Annotated in this window: 16 protein-coding genes; 8 read left to right on the forward strand and 8 right to left on the reverse strand. The window is 56.5% G+C overall.

What is annotated here, in order from left to right; all coding sequences use genetic code 11:
- Positions 1–175: 175 nt before the first annotated feature.
- From AH68_RS00085 to AH68_RS00100, 4 genes are all read right to left on the reverse strand, one after another.
- Entirely contained in the window at positions 176–1,507 is a 1,332-nt protein-coding gene (locus AH68_RS00085; RefSeq protein WP_039196507.1) for a hemolysin family protein, read from the reverse strand.
- Between the two features lie 76 nt (positions 1,508–1,583).
- The gene (locus tag AH68_RS00090; RefSeq protein WP_039196509.1) at positions 1,584–2,279 is read right to left on the reverse strand and encodes a carbonic anhydrase; all 696 of its coding nucleotides are present in this window, start codon (positions 2,277–2,279) and stop codon (positions 1,584–1,586) included.
- A 153-nt stretch (positions 2,280–2,432) separates the two neighbouring features.
- Positions 2,433–3,716: an ATP-binding protein gene (locus AH68_RS00095; protein WP_052189113.1), complete on the reverse strand. Its 1,284-nt coding sequence runs from the start codon at positions 3,714–3,716 to the stop codon at positions 2,433–2,435.
- A 240-nt stretch (positions 3,717–3,956) separates the two neighbouring features.
- Entirely contained in the window at positions 3,957–6,713 is a 2,757-nt protein-coding gene (locus AH68_RS00100) for a phosphoenolpyruvate carboxylase (protein ID WP_039196513.1), read from the reverse strand.
- Between the two features lie 361 nt (positions 6,714–7,074).
- Here AH68_RS00100 and AH68_RS00105 point away from each other — a divergent pair, with 361 nt between their 5' ends.
- Both AH68_RS00105 and AH68_RS00110 read left to right on the forward strand, forming a co-directional pair.
- A complete protein-coding gene (locus AH68_RS00105) occupies positions 7,075–8,814 on the forward strand; it encodes a threonine/serine exporter family protein (protein ID WP_236682482.1) in 1,740 nt (579 codons plus the stop codon).
- A gap of 308 nt (positions 8,815–9,122) precedes the next feature.
- The gene (locus tag AH68_RS00110; RefSeq protein WP_039196517.1) at positions 9,123–10,751 is read left to right on the forward strand and encodes a sodium/proline symporter; all 1,629 of its coding nucleotides are present in this window, start codon (positions 9,123–9,125) and stop codon (positions 10,749–10,751) included.
- Between the two features lie 313 nt (positions 10,752–11,064).
- Here the strand turns inward: AH68_RS00110 and trpS are convergent, their stop codons facing one another.
- Positions 11,065–12,165 carry a tryptophan--tRNA ligase gene (trpS, locus tag AH68_RS00115; protein WP_033501562.1) on the reverse strand — a complete coding sequence of 367 codons (1,101 nt, stop codon included), beginning with the start codon at positions 12,163–12,165 and terminating at the stop codon, positions 11,065–11,067.
- Between the two features lie 127 nt (positions 12,166–12,292).
- On the opposite strand from trpS, the gene AH68_RS00120 reads away from it, so the two are divergent.
- A complete protein-coding gene (locus AH68_RS00120; RefSeq protein ID WP_004222827.1) occupies positions 12,293–12,673 on the forward strand; it encodes a DUF3073 domain-containing protein in 381 nt (126 codons plus the stop codon).
- Positions 12,674–12,784: 111 nt separating this feature from the next.
- Here AH68_RS00120 and AH68_RS00125 read toward each other — a convergent pair whose 3' ends face one another.
- A complete protein-coding gene (locus tag AH68_RS00125; protein WP_039196524.1) occupies positions 12,785–13,222 on the reverse strand; it encodes a sterol carrier family protein in 438 nt (145 codons plus the stop codon).
- A gap of 355 nt (positions 13,223–13,577) precedes the next feature.
- Between AH68_RS00125 and AH68_RS00130 the strand changes: the two genes are divergently transcribed.
- Positions 13,578–16,025 (forward strand): glycogen/starch/alpha-glucan phosphorylase, encoded by a 2,448-nt coding sequence (locus AH68_RS00130; RefSeq protein WP_039196526.1) that lies wholly within the window; start codon positions 13,578–13,580, stop codon positions 16,023–16,025.
- A gap of 327 nt (positions 16,026–16,352) precedes the next feature.
- On the opposite strand, the gene AH68_RS00135 is transcribed toward AH68_RS00130, so the two are convergent.
- Positions 16,353–16,580, reverse strand: coding sequence for a hypothetical protein (locus AH68_RS00135; RefSeq protein WP_033501558.1), 228 nt, complete (start codon positions 16,578–16,580; stop codon positions 16,353–16,355).
- 186 nt (positions 16,581–16,766) lie between these two features.
- Here AH68_RS00135 and AH68_RS00140 point away from each other — a divergent pair, with 186 nt between their 5' ends.
- Together AH68_RS00140 and AH68_RS00145 are read left to right on the forward strand one after the other, a co-directional pair.
- Positions 16,767–17,561: a rhomboid family intramembrane serine protease gene (locus tag AH68_RS00140; RefSeq protein WP_039196530.1), complete on the forward strand. Its 795-nt coding sequence runs from the start codon at positions 16,767–16,769 to the stop codon at positions 17,559–17,561.
- Between the two features lie 375 nt (positions 17,562–17,936).
- The gene (locus AH68_RS00145) at positions 17,937–19,388 is read left to right on the forward strand and encodes a THUMP-like domain-containing protein (RefSeq protein ID WP_144245670.1); all 1,452 of its coding nucleotides are present in this window, start codon (positions 17,937–17,939) and stop codon (positions 19,386–19,388) included.
- Between the two features lie 186 nt (positions 19,389–19,574).
- On the opposite strand, the gene crgA is transcribed toward AH68_RS00145, so the two are convergent.
- On the reverse strand, positions 19,575–20,054 hold the full coding sequence (crgA, locus tag AH68_RS00150) for a cell division protein CrgA (protein WP_039199602.1): 480 nt from the start codon (positions 20,052–20,054) through the stop codon (positions 19,575–19,577).
- Between the two features lie 123 nt (positions 20,055–20,177).
- On the opposite strand from crgA, the gene AH68_RS00155 reads away from it, so the two are divergent.
- Together AH68_RS00155 and AH68_RS00160 are read left to right on the forward strand one after the other, a co-directional pair.
- Positions 20,178–20,945 carry a DUF881 domain-containing protein gene (locus tag AH68_RS00155; protein WP_039196534.1) on the forward strand — a complete coding sequence of 256 codons (768 nt, stop codon included), beginning with the start codon at positions 20,178–20,180 and terminating at the stop codon, positions 20,943–20,945.
- Between the two features lie 57 nt (positions 20,946–21,002).
- Positions 21,003–22,094 (forward strand): class E sortase, encoded by a 1,092-nt coding sequence (locus AH68_RS00160; protein ID WP_039196536.1) that lies wholly within the window; start codon positions 21,003–21,005, stop codon positions 22,092–22,094.
- Positions 22,095–22,145 lie beyond the last annotated feature (51 nt).

The raw sequence follows: 22,145 nt of genomic DNA on the forward strand, positions 1-22,145 counted from the left end.
ATCTGTGATTAAATCTGCGGCTGAATCTGCAGTAAATCAACAGATTTAATAACATGACAAACGTAATAGACAGACTTGCGATTACTGATGTTGATTGTATGAAAAATCAACATTTACATAATCGCAAGTCTGTTTTTATTTCGATTTATCTCAATTTATTTCGATTAATTTCAGATCATTTTGCAGTCTTTACGGATTTCGTGGTATCGCCATCAACCGTATGCTTGCGGATTTCCAACGTTTCGATACGACGGCCGTCCACTTTAGTGACGGTCATATCGTAGCCGTCGTCGGAAGACAGCACATCGCCGACTTCGCCCATCTTGCCAGTGTGCGCCAAGAAATAGCCGGCAACCGTCTCGTATGGGCCATCCTCAAGCTCGATACCGGTCAAATCAGCGAAATCCTCAATCGTCATACCACCTTCGATAGTGGCGACGCCATTGACGAACGCGGTACGCTCCGTGCGTTCGCCGCCCTTCTCTTCCGGCAGATCATATTCGTCGCGAATATCGCCGACCAGCTCCTCCGTCATATCCTCCAACGTGACGATGCCGTCGGTACCGCCATATTCGTCGATGACCACCGCCAGATGAATGCCACGCTTACGCAGCAATTCAAGGCTTGGCAGCAGCTTCGACGTGCCCGGCAGCGAAATGCCTTCGCGTGTTACGTCGGCGACCGTCTTCGCCTCGGGATCGCGAATGTCGAGCAGGTCGCGCACATGCACGAAGCCGAGCACGTCATCGAAATCCTTGCCGGTCACCGGATAACGGGAATACGGCATTTCGCGAACGTATGCGGCCGCATCCCCGATCGGCATGGCACCATCCAGAAACACCACGTCGGCACGTGGGCGCATCACTTCGGCCACAATCGTTTCGGACGCGTCGAACACGTCGTCGAGGATCGTGCGTTCGTCCTTGCTTAAGTTCGTATTGGTGTTGACGAGCACGCGCAACTCCTCGTCGGACACTTCGCTGTCGGTCTCGTTCGGGTCGAAACCAAGCAAGCGCACAATAATGTTCGTATTCTTGCCGATCAGCCAAATAATCGGCTTGCACACCTTCGCAAACACGTGAATCGCAGGCACCACGGCACGCGCGATCTGCTCGTTTCGTTGCATGGCGATACGCTTCGGCACCAACTCCGAAATCACGATCGAACAGTACGAAATAATCAACGTCAGCACGATGGTGGTCAGGGGAGCGGCCACGCTCGTTGGCACGCCCCAACTTTCAACAATCGGCACAATGTATGGCGAAATCGACGATTCGCCGAACGATGCGGAAAGAAAACCGCTCAACGTCACGCCGATCTGCACGGTCGACAGAAACGTGTTCGGATCGCGTGCGATTTGTGCGACGCGTTTGCCGCGGGCATCCTCCTGTTCCATTTGGTCGATCTGCGATCCGCGCAGACTGACCAACGCCAGTTCGGTGCCGGCGAACACGGAACCGAGCAGCAGGAAGATGAAGATCAGGAGGATATTCAAACCGAGTGACATGGTTCCAATCTAAAGCAACGGCATGTCAAAACAGCGCGACGCAACGGACTTGGAAGCCGTCTTTTCCGGAAAAATGTCAGAAGCTCAATACTTCGACTTTTCCGGTGTCGAGCTGGTAGCGTGCTCCGGTGATCATCAGCCGGTCCTCCGCCAGCGCGCGCTGAATCACCTCGGACTGTTCCACCAGTTGCTCGATGGTGCGTGCGATGTGCACGCGCTCGAAATCCTCCGTCGATTCCAGCTCCGACTCGTGCGCCTGCCAAATCGAAAAACCGACGGTGCGCAGCATCAGCGATTTCGCGTTCAGAATACGTTCGTCAAGGTCGGCAACGCTGTCAGCGGCCATCAGCGAATCCTCCGCGTCGGCGGTCAACTCGTGCAACAACGCCTCGTATTCCTTGCATGCCTGCTTGATCGCGCCGCAATTCTGATGGCCGAGCACCACCAAAAGGCGCACATCGAGCACATCCACCGCGTATTCCAAAGAGGCGATCACAGCATCGTCTATGATCTGCCCTGCCGTGCGCACGGTGAACAGATCGCCGATGCCTGCGTCGAAAATAATATCGGGGCTGACACGCGCATCAGAGCAGCTCAATACCGCCGCATCCGGCTCATGCGTGTCGATAACCGCCTTGCGTGCTTCCACACTGCGGTTCGGATGTTCCAGCTTGCCTTCCGTGAATCTACGGTTGCCCGCCAACATGCGGCTCCACACGCCGTTCGCAGTGCCCTCCACATCGTTCTGGTTCACAAATGTTTCGTCCGTCATTGATTCCACCTCTTTGTCATTTCATCACAGGCTATGGTTCATCATAAACGGTGTTTCTGAAGTTGTTTCGATTGAATCGCCATCTAAGGCAGGTGTAGCCTTCCTCGCCATGGTCTAATAGCGCCGTCCAGTGGTGGGGAGGGATTGTTCCGTTTAGGCTCCGAGCAAGGATAGCGGCACCACACGGATGCCCTCGGCAGTGGTGTAGGAATATGCGCCGTTACCTACCAGTACCATGAGGAACGAGGGGTCTCTTTGACGCGCATAAGGGTTCGCTGTGACCTTTTTCTTTACCTGTAGTAAGGACTCTACCGCTTCTGGTACTTTGTTTTCGCCAAGCTTGATTTCAATGGCAGCCCACCGTCCATCAGGCAATTCAAGGATGATGTCCGCTTCCAGACCTTTTTCGTCTCGATAGAACGATAGCGATGGCTTGTCCGGGCCGTTCCATGCCGAAGCGTATATGCGCAGATCTCGAATTGCCAGATTCTCGAACAGGTCGCCGAGAATCTGGCCTTCGGAGAGCAAACGTGTCGGAGTCAGACCCAGTGCTGCCGCGGCCAGCGAGGGGTCGGTGAAATACCGCTTCGGTTTGACCCGCATCCGGTTCTTCGCTTTGATGGGCGCATCCCAGCAGGGCAGCTCCTCAATAAGATATTCACGCTGCAGCATTTGGATGTAACTGGAGACGGTCGACCGCGCGGGTTCCTCATCTTGCGCCTGGTCGTCCGTGTAGAGGTCGCGGATCAAGGTCTTCATCGTTGCTGCTGTAGCATTATTGCGGGCGAGCGACATGATGGTACGGCGCGTCATGGCAGGGTTTTTGCCCATTCTGAGCGCGTTGTCTTCTATGACGGCGTCCAGGTATTGCCGTGGAATGTATAACGCTGCCTGCAGGGAACGATCCTTCGATGCGGGCCAGCCGCCACGGCAAACCCATTCCGCAATGTCAGTCAGCGAAGAGGATGCGGCGGCCTGTGGGCAGTTGCTGGCAAAAAGACCTTGAAGGGAAACAACCCCGGAAGATTTTCCAAGTTCAACAAGACTCATGGGCCACATACGCAGGTGCGCGATACGACCGGCACCGCTATGCTCGTAAGCTTCGGTTGGTGGTGCGCTGGAACCGGTGAGAATGTATTGTCCTGGTCGGTTGGAATGGCTGTCGATGTCATGCCGGACGGCGTCACGTACTTTGGGTGCGGTTTGCCATTCGTCAATAAGGTGTGGCTGTCCACCGATAAGCGCGATAGTCGGATCCGCTTCGGCCAGAGGGAGTACATTCTGGTCATCCAAGCTGGTCATGCTGTTGGCATGCGCCTGGCCGGACCACGTTTTTCCACACCATTTCGGTCCGTCGATTTGCACGGCACCGAATATTTGCAGTAACGTCTCAATTTGCTCATCAATGAGTCTTGGAATGTAGCCATGCGGTTGCAAGTCGTTCCTTCCGCTATTTACTGCCGATATCCGGTCACCATCTTACATTTTACGCTGATTTCATCTTACATTTTACGCTACTTTGGTTTTGCGTTTTACGCAACGTTGCGATATGAGATCCCGTTTCGCGCGCACGGAGGCGCCGACTAATCTAGGGCCGAATAACGCGAGCGGGAAGGCCCGCGCCGTTTATCGGCACGGAACCTCCCCGCTCACATCATCCAGGCGGTCAGCCGAAAATCAGCCCGTGTTCTGCAGGCCTGCGGCGACACCGGAGACGGTGCACAGGATCAGGTAGGTGTAGTTCGCCTTCTGTCCGTGCGTGAGCTCTTCCTTGTCCACGCGCTTGCGTAGCGAGCCGAGGGCGAGCACCTGGGTGGCGGACAGCGCATCCACGTACGGCGAGCGGATGCGGATGGCCTGGCCGAGCACGTGGCGGTGCTGCAGAGGCCACTTGTCGCCTACGATTTCGAGCACCCACTTGCGGGTGAGCTCCATCTCGTCGAGGACCTTCTTGTTGAGGTCCTCACGGTCTCCGAGAGCAAGGTACATCTTGGCGATGCGCTCGTCAGTCTTGGCCAACGACATTTCGATGTTGTCGATGAACGTGGAGAACAGAGGCCATTCCTCATATGCTTGACGCAAGGTGTCCAAATCGCCGAACTGCTCGCACGCGGTGCCCAGGCCGTACCATGCGGCCAGATTGATGCGTGCCTGCGCCCAGGAGAAGATCCACGGAATGGTACGCAGATCGTCGAGGGACTTGGCTCCAAGGCCACGTTTGGCCGGACGGGAGCCAATCGGCAACAGACCGATTTCGGTCAGCGGCGTGACGGTGGAGAACCACGGTGCGAAGCCGTCGGTGTTCAGCAGGTCGAGGAAGCGGTTATGCGCGGCCTCGTCGAGCTTGCTGGCCATGTCGGCGTACTTGGCGGTCATGTCCGTATTGCGCTTCTCCACGCTCGGAGCGGACTGCAGCAGCGTTGCAGCCGCAACGGACTCGACGTGGCGGATGGCCAGTGCCGGGTTGCCGTAGCGTGCGAAGATGACCTCGCCCTGCTCGGTGAGCTTGAAGCGGCACTTCACGGAGCCGACCGGCTGTGCGAGTACGGCACGGTTAGCCGGGCCGCCGCCGCGGCCGACGGCACCGCCACGGCCATGGAACAGGGTCAGATCGATGTCATGCGATTCCGCCCACTTGGCGATGCGTTCCTGTGCGGAATGCAGGGCCAGGGTTGCGGAGGTCGGGCCGGCGTCCTTCGAGGAGTCGGAGTAGCCGAGCATGACTTCCATCTTGCCGCCGGTGGCTTTCAGACGAGCCTGGACCTCCGGAATCTTGATCATTTCCTCGAGTGCGTCTACCGAGTTCTGCAAATCCTCAAGCTGTTCGAACAGCGGGATCACGTCGATGGTTGGAACATCCTCGGGATGGGAGAACGCCAGGCGGTTCAGCTCGTACACGTCCTTGATGTTTTGGGCGCTCTTGGTGAAGGAGATGATGTAACGGCGTGCGGCCTTGATGCCGTTGCGCTTCTGGATCGCGCCAAGCGCGCGGAAGGTGTCGAGCACCTCGTGGGTCATCGGCTGCAGTTCGCCACGCTCACCGTGCAGACCATGTTCGCGGATATCCTCCAGCGCTCGGGAATGCACGACGGAGTGCTGGCGGAACTCCATCTCGACCATATGGAAGCCAAAGGTCTCTGCCTGCCAGATGAGGTCCTGCAACGGGCCGTAGGCGGAACGTTTGGCGTTGGCTTCGGCGAGGGAACGCTGCACGACCTTCAGGTCGGCGATGTAATCCTCGCAGGAGTGGTACATGAGATCAATATCGCGGTCGATGGTGGCCTTCAGACGATCTGCCATGACCAGCATGACGGCACGGTGCAGCTCCTTGGTGGAGATCAGCGCGGCCTTGTCGGTCAGACGCTCGCTCATTTCCTTCTGATGGTTCCACAGGCTCTTGAGCTCGGCGCTCGGCGGAGTGGTCTCAGCTTCCATCGTCAGGTTCTTGCCAACGCGGCGGGTCTCGATTTGCAACGCGCCCAGCACGTGGTCGCTGAACTTGCGGGCCACCTGACGGCTTACCTTGGCGGTGACATTCGGGTTGCCGTCACGGTCGGAGCCGATCCAGCTTCCCGGGTGGAAGAACGCCGGGCATACCGGCGGCACGAGGCCAGCCTTATCTCCGAGGACCCAATCGTCGAAACGACGGTACACCTGTGGAATGGTATAGAACAACGTATTGTCGAAAATATCGAGAATGGTTCCAGATTCCTCAACCGGAGTCGGTTTCTTCAGTGCGATCGGAGAGGTGCGGAACAGCGCGTCGATCTCGTTGAAGAGTCGACGGGAGTTTTCCTTCTTGTCTGAACCGCCAAGCAGCTTGTGCGTTGCGAGCAGCTGGGAGATGCGGCGGATTTTGCCTTCCACGGCCTTGCGGCGGGCTTCAGTCGGATGCGCGGTGAACACCGGATGGAACTCGAGATGGTCGAGCAGTTCCTGGGCTTTGGCCGGACCCATTTCATTAATGAGCTGGTGGTAGGCGCAGGTCATTTCGTTCACTGGGTCGACGGCTTGGGTTTCATCGACGGCGGCCTCACGGCTGTGTAGCACGGAGACGCGGTAGTTCTCCTCGCATAGGTTGGCCAGATGGAAGTAGGTGGTGAAGGCGCGGGCCAGCAGCTGTGCCTCACGCACATCCGTTTTATCGATGATGTCGACGACCTTCTGCAGGTCATCCTGATCCGAATTCGTATCCGTCAGAATGCCGGAGAAGCGTTCGGCGCTAGCGTTCAGTGCGTGTTCGCGCACTTCATCGAACTTGGCCAGCAGCTTTTCGTCGAATTCGCCGAGAACCTCGCGAAGAATCTGCAGACACAGATCCATTTCTTCTTTGAGAGATGCGGGAAGATCGCGCTCTTCGGGACCTTTGGTTCCCGTGCCGGACGAGACGATAGCTGCGTCCGCAGGCGTGATCTGTTGATTATTATCTGCCATCAGATCTCCTTCTCCGAACCATCGGGTTGCTCGGTCTGTCGGTCCTTCGCGGCACCTCCGCGATTGTTTTGGCCATCTGTTGCGAGCCCACAGCCCTAAGTTCGGTCGGTAATACACGGCTATTGTATGCTCGGCAAATCGACAGTTTGGTTACGAAAACACCGGAAATGTCCGCATCGTGGTCTAGTGGTGTCCACAAAGTGAAATCGATGGAAATTTCGAAAAATCTCCGACCAGCCCACACGTTAGACCTGAACTTGTGAGCGCACAATACGAACATGAACATGAGACGAATTTCGAAAGCGCGGAAAAAAGCGCTTCGGCCGTCAGCAAATTCCATACACACTCCATTCCGCTCGATATGGAAGATATCGAACGGGATTGGGACAAGCCGGTCGCTGAAGCGGGAATCGCAGCAAAAGCCAGCGTGATCGTACGTGTCGGCATGCTCGATCTCGGCGCAGGCACCGGAAGTTTCCGTGTCCGCGAAATGATGCACCGCATCGCATATCCGCTCGGTGTGCACGTACGCGCCGACGTGAACCTCACCGACATCGAAGCTTCCTGCACCGACGGCAAAGACCGCATCACCGAAGTCATCGACCTGCCAACCACTGGCGTCAATACGGAACGCATTTGGCTGCTCGAACACTTCGCTGACTGGTTCAACGTGAACCTCGGCAAAGGGTCGATGTACCACAGCCAATCCGACGTGTCCGAAGGGCTTATGCAGCATCTTGACAAGCGTGATGCGTCGCAGGTGTCGGCCGACCTGTCGAAGCGTCTTCGCGAACGTCAGAAAGCCGAACAGAATCAGGAGGGATCTGACGATCCCGTGCTCGACGCGCTTGAAATGGTGACGGAACGCGCCGAAGCGACCGATACCACCGCGCAGCCGTTGCACTTGCGTGACATCGAAGCGGCAAGCGAGCAGCATAATCGCGGTGAACGTGAAACCGAACGTGAAACCAAGCGTGAAACTGCTAGTGCGGCCAACGTTACGTCAAGCGAATCGACCACGAAAAAAGCGCGCAAGAATCGCAATCACAAGCCACCAAAAGGCCAATACGCAGAACATTTCGACCATGTCGGCAAAGAAAAGAACCAAACGCAAGGCATCACCGTTCGTCAAGCGCACGAACGACTCAACATGATCGAACGGCGCAAGCCCCTGTATTCGCCGGCATTCGCGGGATTCGCCTCGGCCTGCGCCTGCGCATCCTTCGTGTTCCTGCTTGGCGGCGGCCCCTTCGACATGATCGGCGCGTTCATCGGCGCGGGACTTGGCCACTGGTTGCGCCGTCGCCTGTTCGCCCACCATCTCAACCAGTTCTTCGTGACGTTCGTATGTGTGGCCGTCGCGGCACTCGCCTGCACGGGCACCCTGCGATTGATTGGTATTTTCGAGCCCGTCGCATTGCAGCATGATACGGCTTACATCGGTGCCATGCTGTTTGTGATTCCTGGATTCCCGCTGATTACGGGCGGACTTGATATGGCGAAAATTGATTTTCCGTCAGGCATTCAGCGCGTTGCGTACGTGTTGTGCATTATTTTGATGGCGACGCTCGCAGGGTGGATGGTCGCTTCGATCGTGCATTTGAATCCAGAAGGATTCGAGCCGTTGGGACTCAATCCGGTCGTCAATTGCCTATTGCGTTTCGTGTTCGCATTCATCGGCGTCTGGGGCTTCTCCACTATGTTCAATTCCCCGCAGCGCATGTGCCTTGTGGCCGCCACCATTGGCGCCATTACTGACACCTTGCGTTTGGAAATCGTTGACATGGGCGTTCCCGCCGAAGCTGGCGCATTCATCGGTGCACTGCTCGCAGGCCTGCTTGCCTCCGCATGGCGTTCTGCGGTTCATCGCAGCTGGCTCGCCCCGCATCTCGGCTACCCGCGCATCTGCCTGACCGTGCCGTCCATCGTGATCATGGTTCCCGGTTTGTACATGTACCAAGCCATGTTCCACCTCGGCCAATTCGACACCTTGAACGCCCTCGACTGGGCTTTCCGCGCCTTCATGGTAATTATCTGCCTGCCGATCGGCCTAGCCATGGCCCGCGTTATCACCGATAAGTCTTGGAGATACGACATCTAAAAATTTGGCAATGGAGCGTTATCTGCGTTGATCCTCAGTCGACGTACCTTCGTACGCCTTCCTTCGGTACGCTTTGATACCGCACATATTGCCAAATTTCCCCTAGGGTCCAAGACGGTGCATAACAACTCGCAGGGTTTCGGCATTTGGGCGCGTAAATGAGATAAATGCGATTGTCGCAATGTTCGACCGGTACATTGGGACAATCGCATTTTTTCAGAAGAGATTCGAAAGAAATTCGTTTCGTCAGAGATTTGAAGAAAGAGATTCGAAAGAAGTTCGGCTAGAAATCTAAGAAGAGAGAATTCATGGTTACCAAAGATTTTTGGGTGCTGCTGGCGATGGTCATCTATTTTGTGGCCATGCTCACCATCGGTTTCATCTACTCCAAGCGTTCCAATTCCTCCACTCGTCAGTATTTCGCGGGTGGTCGAGGCGTTGGTCCATGGCTGACGGCTTTAAGCGCCGAAGCTTCCGATATGAGCGGCTGGTTGCTCATGGGACTGCCGGGCGTCGCCTACTTTACCGGTGCCGCCGACCCGCTGTGGACGGCCCTCGGTCTGGCTCTCGGCACCTACCTCAACTGGAAGCTCGTCGCACGCCGTTTGCGCCGCTACTCCGTGGTGGCAGGTGACGCGATCACCATTCCGGACTTCTTCTCCAAACGATTCCATGACAAACGCAACATCGTCTCCACCATCGCAGCGCTGATCATCCTCGTATTTTTCTGTGTGTATGTCGGTAGCTGCTTCGTGACGGTCGGCAAACTTTTCTCGACCCTGTTTGGCTGGGACTACCACCTGACCATGGTGATCGGTGCGGCCATCGTGTTCGCCTACACCTTGATCGGCGGCTATCTTTCCGTGGTCGTGACCGACTTCATCCAAGGCTTGCTCATGTTCTTCGCGCTGGCCGTGGTGTTCATCGGTTCCGTGGCGTCCGTCGGCGGCGTCGACAACACCGTCGCCTTCCTCAAAGGCATTCCAGGCTTCCTTGACGGCACGCAAATGGCCACGCCGATTCTGAACGATGCCGGTGAGCAGATTATCAAGGCTGGTCAGGCCATGTTCGACGCTCCTACCGAATACGGCGTGATCACCATGATTTCCATGCTTGCGTGGGGTCTTGGCTATTTCGGTATGCCGCAGGTGCTCGTGCGATTCCTGTCGATCCGCAGTTCCGAAGAGATCAAAAAGTCCCGTATCATCGCCACCACATGGTGTGTGGTGTCGCTTACGTGCGGCGTGTGCATTGGCTTGGTCGGCCGTGCGATGATGCCGACGCAGTTCGTCACGCAGTCCGCTGCGGAGAACATTTTCATTGTGGTTTCGCAGGCGCTGCTGCCGAGCTTCATGTGCGGAATCGTGGTGTCGGGCATTTTCGCCGCGTCCATGAGTTCGTCATCGTCATACCTGATTATCGGCGCTTCCGCAGTCGGCGAGAATATTTTCCGCGGATTGCTCTATCGCAAGGCCACCGATCGTCAGGTGATGATGGTGGCGCGTATCACGCTGCTCGTCATGTTCGTTTTCGGCATTGTGGTTGCGTTCGATCAGAATTCGTCGATTTTCCAGGTTGTTTCGTATGCGTGGGCTGGTTTGGGCGCTTCGTTTGGTCCGCTGATGTTGTGTTCGCTGTATTGGCGCCGCGCCAACAAATTCGGTGCGATTGCGGGCATGCTTTCCGGTACTGCGACCGTGCTGATCTGGCATAATTTCATCAAGCCGCTCGGTGGTGTCTTCGCTATTTACGAGCTGCTTCCAGCGTTCATCATCTCGCTGCTGTTCATCGTGGTGGTGTCGCTGCTAACGCCTGCGCCGAGTGCGGAAGTGCTGCACGAGTTCGACCACTATCTCGACGACCCGGACGACCGCCATGTGGACGACGATCTCGTGGCCGCCGAAATCGCAGCAGGGGAGAAGCGCGCGCAGATCTAGGTCGTTTTCCAGCATGCGTGAATTCATTTGCGCTATATGTGGCAGATTTGGTGTGCCTCAGAAACTCATTTGCGCTATATGTGGCAGTTCCTCAAGCAAGACTCCTTGATTTATACCCCCTAAACGGCTTTTGGGCGTTATTTTTGGAAGTCATCTGCCACATATAGCGCAAATGGATTTTCTTTGTTTGAGGAATCTGCCACATATAAGCGGTTTGGGTTCATTCCAGCCGTAGGTTGCAACAGTCGGATATGGAAAAGCCGGGCTGTGATTCGGTGTGGAATCGCAGCCCGGCTTTTTGCGCGAGTACTGCTCAGTAGCGCATGCCCATGGCTTCGCGGACTTGCTCCAAGGTTTCGTTGGCGATGGCGTTGGCCTTCTTGTTGCCTTCGGCGAGCACGTCGCGCACGTAATCCATATCCTTGGCGAGTTCCTCGCGGCGGGCACGATGCGGCTCAAGGAAGCTGTTCACCGATTCGATCACATACGCCTTCAGCGCGCCCGCACCGGAATCGCCGATCTCCTCGGCGATCTCCTTCGGATCACGACCGGTGACCAAACCGGCGGTCGTTAGCAGTGCGGAAACCTGCGGACGTGCGATCGGATCGAACGTGATGCGACGCTCGGAATCGGTCGGACTCTTCTTGATAAGCTTGGCGGTCTCCTGCGCGGTGGCGCCCAACATGATGGAATTGCCGTACGACTTGCTCATCTTGCGGCCATCCAAGCCCGGAATCTCCGGCGCTTCAGACAGAATCGCGGCCGGCTCGGGGAACACCGGATGCTTCTTGGCGTAGCGTTCGTTGAAACGACGTGCGATGGTGCGCGTGATTTCGACATGCGGCAGGTTATCCTTGCCGATCGGCACCACATTGGCCTTGCAGAACAGAATGTCGCATGCCTGATGCACCGGATAAGTCAGCAGCAGGCCGGTCAGCGCATGGCCGGAAGCTTCCATTTCCGACTTCACCGTAGGATTGCGATGCAGCTCGGCCTCAGTCACCAATGACAGGAACGGCAGCATCAGCTGGTTCTCCGCAGGAACGGCGGAATGCGTAAAAATCATGGTCTTTTCCGGATCGATGCCGGCAGCCATGTAGTCAAGTACCAAATTGAGCACATTGTCTTCGATATGCTCGGTCGTGTCACGATCGGTGATCACCTGATAATCGGCGATGATGATATTCGAATTCACGCCGCGATTCTGCATGGCGACGCGCTCACGAATCGAACCAAAATAATGGCCGAGATGCAGACGTCCGGTCGGACGGTCGCCGGTAAGCATGGTGAACTTACCCGGATTCTGTTCGATTGCGGCGAGCGTTGCGTCGGAACGCTTCTTCGCTGCGAGGAAGCTCGCGCTCATTTCATTGCCGACAGCGGTGATCTGCTGCTCCTGGGTTTCGTCCGTCATACGTGTCCTTTTCTTAAGAAAATCAGCGATTTTATCGTAAAAGTCTGAGCCGACAACGAAATATGGCATAACAAGTGGTACTCTCTTGTTTGATGAATTGATAGCACAGTAATCCTCAGGGGGTCAGATGGGCCGCGGACGTCAGAAAGCCAAACAGCAGAAAATAGCCCGAAAGCTCAAGTACCTGACCACCGACACCGATTATGATGAGCTCGCCAAGGAGCTCGGTGCCCAGGAGCCTGGTTCGGGTTCTTTTGATCCTTTCGCCGATATCGAAGCAAAATATTCTCACGATGCGGACGCTGAAGATGAGATTTCTGAAGATGCTCAGGAGTCCGCGCAGACCGACGCCGAGGATGACCTCGACGAGTATGCGAAGTGGGCCGCAGAGGCGGCGGCGAAGGCCACGAGCGGAGAGTTCCCGGCAGCCAAGTCCGCCGCGCCGAAGCCACACAAGCCCATCCCGATGCCGATGCCCAGCGCACTGAAGCCGAAGAAGCAGGACTGATCGGCATATCAGGTACTTTGTGAAACCGCGATGCGGATATGCCTGCTGGGTGTATCCACATCGCGGTTTTGCTATGCGTTTTTGCGCCTGTGACGGTCTTCTCGCAGCCTGTCACACCAACGGCAGCAAGCTACTCAAATCGTCGCGTTCGCCAACGGCCGTGATGCGTCCCGCCTCCTTTTCCTCCTGCCAGCTGGTGATGCCCGTGGCGAGTCTCATCCACACGTCCGGTTCCAGTTCGATCACATCCGGCGGTGTGAGATTATGCGGATCGGATGCCGGTCCGTCGAGAATCTTGATGGCACCCCACGGTGCGACACGCACTTCCACGCCCTCTCCGGGCGCTTTTTTCTCTAGCAGATGCAGCGAGTAGCGCACCGCCATCGCCCACAGCTGGCGTGGCAATCGTGGAGAGAATTCCAGACGGAAATCGCGTGCCGCGTCGGTATTTGCGGGAATACCGTCGGCGATCATGCGATGAGACGTTTGCAGCCATTGCGCAAATGCGTCATGTCCCTTATGCAGATCTTGTTCTCGAATAACAGCCATACGTGTTATTTTGTCGCTTGCAAGCGACTATGATGAGGTGTTGCAGACAGCGTAGTCACAACTGAATAGGGGTGTGAAGAGAAGAAAAATATTTGCGATTGCTGACAGCGTTCTCAATTTTGTTGCATGTCGTTTGCATGTTGTTCATAACGTTTTTGCAGTCGGTTTGCTTTATTTTTGCAAACGAATGCTGACCTGTAATCGCTTGAAATTTCGTCTTTTTTCTGATTGTGTAGTATGCTGTGTATGAGAACGTATGCATGATGTTACTTAGTGTTCATGCGGCCGCTAATGCAAGGACGCTGGGGCAAGGCATAATGTTTCTGGAGAGTAATCCGTCAAAGGGAGTCGATTAATGACTGAAATTACCGCACCGAAGTCCGCGGTCACCGCGGAGCAGTTCGCAGACGAGATCCGCGAGCAGCTGAAGTACACCCAGGGTGTCACCGTCGAGCAGGCCAAGCCGGCCGACGTGTATGTCGCCGCGTCCGCCGCGGTGCGCCGCCACCTCATGGATTCCTGGTTCAAGACCCAGGCTGACATGGTCAATGGCAACACCAAGGCAGTCGGCTACCTGTCCGCAGAATTCCTGATGGGCAAGCAGCTGCGCAACGCGCTGCTCAACGCCGGTCTGACCGAGCAGTTCAATGCCGCGGTCAAGGAACTCGGCTTCTCCGTGTCGGACGTCGTCAACGCCGAGCACGAGCCGGGCCTCGGCAACGGTGGCCTCGGCCGTCTGGCCGCCTGCTTCATTGATTCGCTCGCATCGCTGGGCGTGCCGGCATTCGGCTATGGCATCCAGTACAAGTACGGCATCTTCGAGCAGAAGTTCGACGAAAACGGCAAGCAGATCGAAACCCCGGACTACTGGCTGACCAACGAAGAGCCGTGGGGCCACATCGATTACAACCGTGACCAGAAGGTCTCCTTCGGCGGCGAAGTCGTCGAAGAGAACGGCAAGAAGGTTTGGAAGCCGGCTTGGTCCGTGCGTGCAGTCCCGGTCGACTACATGGTTCCGGGCTATGCTTCCGGCCGTGTGAACACCCTGCGCCTGTGGACCGCCAAGAGCTACGACGAGTTCGACCTGCTCACCTTCAACAAGTCCGAGTACCTTGACGCCGTCAAGCCGCAGGTCGAGGCGGAAAACATCTCCAAGATCCTGTATCCGGAGGACTCCACCCCGCAGGGCAAGGCGTTGCGTCTCGAGCAGCAGTACTTCTTCGTGTCTGCTTCCATCCATGACGCCATCCGCGTCTTCTACCCGGGTCAGGACAAGCCGGATCTGACCACCTTCGCAGACAAGATCACCTTCCAGCTCAACGATACCCACCCGGTCATCGGCATCCCAGAGCTCATGCGCGTCCTCATGGACGAGTACGGCTATGATTGGGACACCGCCTGGACCGTCACCAACAAGACCTTCAACTACACCTGCCACACCCTGCTTCCGGAAGCCCTGGAAGTGTGGCCGTCCAAGCTCATCGGCGAACTCCTGCCGCGTCACCTCGAAATCATCGAGAAGATCCAGGACCAGTTCGCAGCCGAGCTCAAGGCCAAGGGCGTCGACGAAGCTACCATCAAGGACATGGCCATCTACACCGGTGACGCCGTGCGCATGGCCTACCTGGCTACCTACGGCGGCTCCCACGTCAACGGCGTTGCCGAACTGCACTCCCAGCTGCTCAAGGACGTCACCCTGAAGAACTTCTCCGACGTGTATCCGGACAAGTTCACCAACGTGACCAACGGTGTGACCCCTCGCCGCTTCGTCAAGCTCGCCAACCCGCGCCTGTCCGACCTCATCACCGAAGGCCTCGGCACCGACAAGTGGGTGAGCGACCTCGAACTGCTCAAAGGCCTCGAACCGCTTGCCGCCGACGACGAATTCGTCAAGAAGTTCGCTGCCGTCAAGCAGGCCAACAAGGTTGACTTCGCCAACTACGCCAAGCGCGAATACGGCTTCGACATCGACCCGAACACCATGATCAACACCATGGTCAAGCGTCTGCACGAGTACAAGCGCCAGGCGCTGAAGATCCTCGCCGTGATCGCACGCTACGCCGACATCAAGTCCGGCAAGATCGCAGCCGACGATGTCATGCCGCGCACCATCGTGTTCGGTGCCAAGGCCGCTCCGGGCTACTACCTGGCCAAGCAGACCATCCAGCTGATCAACAACGTCGCCCGCGTCATCAACAACGACCCGGACGTCAAGGGCAAGCTGAATGTCTACTTCCCGTGGAACTACAACATTCGCCTCGCACAGCACCTCATCCCGGCCACCGACCTCGACGAGCAGATCTCCCAGGCCGGCAAGGAAGCCTCCGGTACCGGTAACATGAAGTTCGCTCTCAACGGTGCCATGACCGTCGGCACCCTCGACGGTGCCAACGTCGAAATCCGTGAGCGCGTCGGCGCTGAGAACTTCTTCCTCTTCGGCATGACCGTCGACGAGGTGGACGCCCTCTACGCCGAAGGCTACGATCCGAGGAAGTACTACGAGGCCGATCCGCGCCTCAAGGCCGCCATCGACATGGTCGCGGACGGTACCTTCTCCAACGGCGACAAGACCGTGTACGAAGACCTCGTCCACGATTGGCTCACCAAGGATTGGTTCATGACCCTCGCCGACTTCGGCGCCTACACCGCCATCCAGTCGGAAATCGAGGCCCTCTACGCCCAGCCGCTCGAATGGAACCGCAAGGCTCTCATCAATGTGGCGAACTCGGGCTACTTCAGCTCCGATCGTTCGATGGAGGATTACCTCGAGCGCATCTGGAAGACGGGTCCGCTCGCAGACTGACGGAGCGTTATCTACGTTGTGGAAGGCTCGACGTACCTTCGTACGCCTTCGCCTTCCACGCCTTGATACCGCACGCGTCAGTCCACTCGCTCCGCTCAAGTAATGACGGAGTGTCTGCGGCGTTGCTCCTCGGTCGACGTACTTTTGTACGACTTCCCTCGGCGCGCTTTACAGACATACGTGTCATTATTTTCGCTCCGCTCGTCTGATAGCGCTAGATAAGGCGTGATGACAAAGGGACGATTCTTTGGAATCGTCCCTTTTTTGTGTTTGGATAACAAAAAGCCCTGCGCGAAAGGGCGACAGGGCTTTGAAAAGAAGTAGGAATCAGGCGGCTTCGGGAGCGGCGGCGGCCTCTGTATCGGCTTCCTTGGCTTCTTCGGCATCCTTGGTCAGTCCAAGATCGACAGGAGACGAGCTGTTCTCCCACGGCTCCTCCCACGGATCGTAATCCGGATTCTGCTGCTTGTACACATACAGACCGACGACACCGGCAAGCAAAGCTCCGAAGAGCAGTGCGAAGAACTTCCAACCGTTAGAAGACTTGTTCTCCATGACGGCTCCTTTCCCAAATATCGGCGAACATTGGCTGACCTGCTCGTTCAAGCCAACTCTGTTCACTATATTAATTCCTTGAATGTGTTGATTGGGTGGATTTACGCGCCGAGGATTCACAAGAATGCAATCATTTGCAATGATTTCGCAGATTCGCGGATTCGCACGTTCCAGTAGGGTTGAAACATGGCTTATCAACGTTTCAGTCTGTTTCCCGATTCCCCGTCGTTCAAAGATCTCTTTTCTGCACGTTCCATGCGATACCGCTGGCGTAACGGCGATCCCGTGATCACCGTCGCAATCATGGTGATATGCGTCGCGGTCTGGATTGTCGAAACGCTATTGAAAATCGCCTGGCCGGCCGGCTGCAACGCATTCGTCGGCTCAGGCGTATTCATGCCCGCGCTGGCGACCCACCGCCCATGGACCTTCATTACGTCAATGTTCCTGCACCAGCCGGCCTCCTTATGGCACATTCTTTTCAACATGCTGACCTTGTGGTGCGTCGGGCCTGTATTGGAACGCATGATGGGGCATCTGCCATACCTCGCGTTATACGTGCTGTCAGGACTCGGCGGAAGCGCCGGCATGATGGTCTGGGCACTGTTTTCGCAAGATGGTTGGCTGACATCCGCATACGGCGCTTCCGGCGCGCTATTCGGCCTATTCGCGGCGATTTTGGTGGTATACCAGCGCATTGGCATAGACATTCGTTCCATGCTGATCTGGATGCTCATCAACTTCCTGATGCCGATCATCACGCCGAACATCGCATGGCAGGCGCATATCGGCGGATTCATTATCGGAGGAGTGTTCGCCTGGCTTTTGGTTTCCGGCCTGCATGCGTTGCGCGGCAAAAGCCTGCAGCAGCGCACGCTGATTTATGGCGCAATCATGTTGACCGTGATTATTGCGATTGTCGTCGCGTGTAATATGAGCAATCCACTTCGCGTAAACCCCCTTCTTGGCATGTTCTTCTAGTCGGAAGGTAGGAGAAAAGCAGATTCGGGGAATTGTAGATATGACTTATCCACATTTGTGGATAACTTTGTGGATAAGTAAGGGTCGAACTGTGGGTAAGTCGGGGATAACTCGGTGTATTATCCACAGGGATATTCACAAAACGGCGAATTCCCCGGCTTTTCAACGGTGGAAAATGTGGATAACCCGCTTGTGCATAGAGGAAAAATGGGGAAAACGCCGTCCTATATCTTGTGGACGTTCATAAAACTGTCCACAAGATATAGACGCTATCCACATTCGTCCACAATAATCCACGACTTATCCACATTGTGCGAAACTGGAAAATCCCCAGAATGACGACGAATCAACAAAATGAAATCAGGTGCGTCACCAATGACAATCATGAATGACGAAACGCGCGAATTCGTGGCGATGCATCGCGACGAGGACGTGCGTGAACTGGCGTTGAAAGCCAGGCGTGTGGACGGACTCGACCTGCCATTGGCGCTCGACCAGATCGCCGGATGGCAGATTGCAAGCAAAAAACTGCCGCAATGGGCCTCCTGCGAGGGAATCGTATACCCTCCGCACATTTCCATGGAACAGTGCTCTTCGCAGTTCACAGCCCAATACAAGTCCGAAATCGCACAAACCCTGCTCGCACCATCCGCAACCGTGCGCGTCAGAGTGTCCGATTCTGCCGAATCGGTCATGCAAACGGCAAAAAGTGCGTTCCAGTTGTCCGATTCTGCAGAATTGGGCAACTATGAGGCCGAAATGTGCTTACGGACGTCCGATTCTCCAGAATCGGACACGCAAGAGGTGAAAATGGGCGCGTGGATGACCGATTCTGCCGAATCGGACACATTGGTGGCGAAAAGGACGATGGTGGATCTGACGGGCGGGTTCGGCGTGGACTTCTCGTATCTGGCGCGCGGATTCAGCCAAGCCACTTATGTGGAACGACAACGGCACCTGTGCGATTTGGCCGAGCACAACATGGCCGCACTGGGACTCGACCAGGCGCGTATCGTGTGCGGCGACGGCGTGGAATACCTTAGGCAGATGGATCCGGTGGACTTTATCTACCTTGATCCGGCCCGCCGCGACGAGCATGGCGCGCGCACCTACGCGATCGAGGATTGCACGCCGAACGTGCTCGAATTGCGTAATCTGCTGCTCGCCAAATCGCAGTGCACGCTGGTCAAACTGTCTCCCATGCTGGACTGGCGCAAGGCGGTCGCCGATTTCGACGGGGCCGTACGCGAAGTGCATATTGTGGCCATCGGCAACGAATGCAAGGAACTGCTGCTGGTGCTGGGACGGCCGGCGCATTCGGATGCGCGCGATGGCGTGGATGGTGCGGGTTCGCACCGGCGTCTTGCGCCGCACGTGTTCTGCGTGAACGACGATCAGCGGATCGACTATGATTCCGCCGCATATACGCAAGGCCTGCGCGTTGGCGGCAAACCGCTGCCGGAGGCGAAAAACTACTTGTATGAGCCGAATGCATCGATTATGAAGGCCGGCTGTTTTGATCTGGTCGAGGAACGGTTCGGTGTGACACAGATCGGTCCGAGCAGCCATCTGTTTGTGTCGGAACAGCAGATAGCCGATTTTCCGGGACGAGGATTTGCGATTGAAGCAGTCGGAAGCATGAATAAAAAAGATACAAAACGATTGCTGAATGGTGTGAAACAAGCGAATATCGCGGTACGTAATTTCCCGCTTACGGCACCGCAGCTACGTAAGAAATTGAAGCTTGCCGATGGTGGGACGGTCTACCTGTTTGGTACCACCATGCAAGGTGGCAGTCATGTGCTGCTGCGCACGTCGAAAATCTGAACAAGCGACCAGGAAATTGAGAAAAGCGCGAGACAAGTGATAGGCGAGTCGCAGGAATTGCAGGACGATTGCGGAAGAATCGTAAAAAGGGTATGCGAAAAGGGCGTCTGACTGTGCGAAGAGTACAGACGCCCCACTTCAAACGTGCTACCGAAGCTGCCTAAACAATAAACGTGAAACGGTGGGTCAGCGCCACCACATGGTCATGATGAATCCGACCATGATGATCGCGAACGCGATGGCCAGATTCCATGCGCCGATGTTCGGAATCGGGTAGTTGGAGGTCAGGTAGTAGACCACGGCCCAAATCAGGCCGATGATCATCAGCGCGCAGAACAGAGGCACAAACCAACGTGGATTGGACTTGGTGCCCTTGATGGTCTCCTCCACGCGGCGGGTGTTTTCTGCCTGACGGTTCATCATGCGCTGCATCTGCGGGCTCAGGGAATCCTTGTCGGCAGTGGCGTTCAACACCGCTTCGACGCGGTCCATCGGAATGTCGAGATCGTCATCGTCGTCAGAATCAGCGGAATCGGATTCGACGGCGGTCTCCTCAGCGGCATCCTGAACGGTTTCGTTGCCCTCTTCAACGGCAGCGGTGTCGTCCGCGGACTGCAGATCGTTCTGGTCGTCCGCGGTGGTTTCGTGCAGCTCTTCGTCAGCCATCAGCATAGTCTCCTTTAATAGGCTAAAAGTCATAATAGTGGGTAGACTCGAAAGCGGCGAACTCACAGCGTAAAAACTGTTCTCGGTCAGAGCAAATGCTTAACAGGAATCAGGAAGGTCCGCATGGCGAAGCACACCGGAAAGCACACCGCGAAACGGTCGAAAGCGGCCGGAGCGGCGGCACTCCTCGTGCTCATATTCTCCGGATTCCTGCTCGCCACAAACCTGCGCGTGAACCGTTCCGTCGTGGTGACCAACGATACCGCCGAACTCGTGGAACAACGCGTGAAAAAAGTCAACTCCCTGCAGGCGGAAGTCGACGCGCTCAGCTCCCGCGTGAACGATCTGAGCAAAACATTGAGCAGCCAAGGCGACACCGACCCGCAAGACAGCGAAAGCGCAGGCAACGGCACCATGCTGCCCGCGGTTGAAGGCCCCGGACTCGTGGTGACGCTCGATGACTCGCCACTTTGGGAAAACATGGTCGACTCCAGCGGATCGACATCCAACATCAACGACTACGTGGTGCACCAGCAAGACGTCGAAGCCGTGGTGAACGCGCTGTGGGCGGGCGGCGCGGAATCCATGATGATCATGGACCAGCGCGTGCTTTTCAACTCCGCGGTGCGCTGTTCCGGCAACGTGTTGCTTCTTCAGGGAAAAAAGTATTCGCCGCCATTTACCATTTCCGCGATCGGGCCGGTCGACAATATGAAAAAAGCGCTTGACGATTCGCAGGACGTGACCATATACCGGCAGTACGTCAGCGCGTTCGGCTTGGGCTGGCAGGTCGAAGAAAAAGAAAAACTGCATTTCGAGGCGACCGACGCTCTGCAGCAGCCGCTCCAATACGCGCAGGCGATGAGCGGCGGAACAGAAGAAACGCAGTAAACGGACGAAACGCAGTAATCACAGGATGTGCAGGAATCGCAAGAGGGGAAGTGAACGATGAAGCACGTGGCACACAAACAACGCCGCAAAAGCGTGGTATGGACGATGCTCGGCATACTCGCCGAACTCATGCTGACCGCGGCGGCCATCTGCGCGCTTTACATCGCATGGCAAATGTGGTGGACGGGCGTGCAAGCCGAACACAACCAAATCGAAACGCGCCAATCCGTATCATGGTCCGACCCGGGCCAATCCGACAACGTCACCATCGCGCAGGCGCAGGAAGGCGACCCGCCAACGCAACCGCAAAGCGCGCAGGAAGGCGAACTGATCGCCCAAGTCTACATTCCGCGATTCGGCAGCCAATGGCAACGCAACCTCGTTGAGGGAACCTCCCTCACCGAACTCAACAAGCACGGCCTCGGCCACTACAAAGACTCGCAAATGCCCGGCCAAGTCGGCAACTTCGCCTTTGCAGGCCACCGCAACGGCTACGGACAGCCCCTCGGAGATGTCGACAAACTGCAGGAAGGCGACCCGATCATCATCCGTACGCAGGATTACTGGTACGTATACCACTACACGAGCCACAAAATCGTGCTGCCGACCGACATCGAAGTGGTCGCCGCCAACCCCGAAAATCCCGGCGCTACACCGACCAAACGCATGCTGACCATGACTACGTGCGAACCGAAATATTCCACGCCGACGCACCGCTGGATCAGCTACGCGGAATTCTCATACTGGGCGAAAGTGTCCGACGGCATCCCCCAGGAGCTCGCATCCACCGACTCCAACGGCAAAGTCAAATTCGTCAACAACGAAAAAACGTCGATCGTCTCATCCATCAGCTCGCTTGAACCGTGGATTTTTGGCGCGCTTGCCGCATACGTGATCATCTTCCTTTCCGCGCTCGTAGCATGGCGTTGGCCGTACCTCGCCGACGTGCGCGCGGGACGTCGCAAAAAGCCGGAATTCAGCTTGTACGGAGGATTGATGCGATTGCAGCCGGGCGTGCTTCCGATTCGACTCGTGCTGATGGCGTTGCTGATTTTCGCGGCAGCCGCATCGTGCTTTGAATGGCTGTTCCCGTGGGCCGCGACGAATATTCCGGCATTGCGGGAAATGTCGAATTACACGGCCGTATAAGGCGCTTTTGCAGTCGCCGCGGTTGCTGCGTGAGACGCGCGTCATGTCACG

This window comes from Bifidobacterium catenulatum PV20-2 (genome assembly GCF_000800455.1).
GTDB classification, from domain to species: Bacteria; Actinomycetota; Actinomycetes; order Actinomycetales; family Bifidobacteriaceae; genus Bifidobacterium; species Bifidobacterium kashiwanohense_A.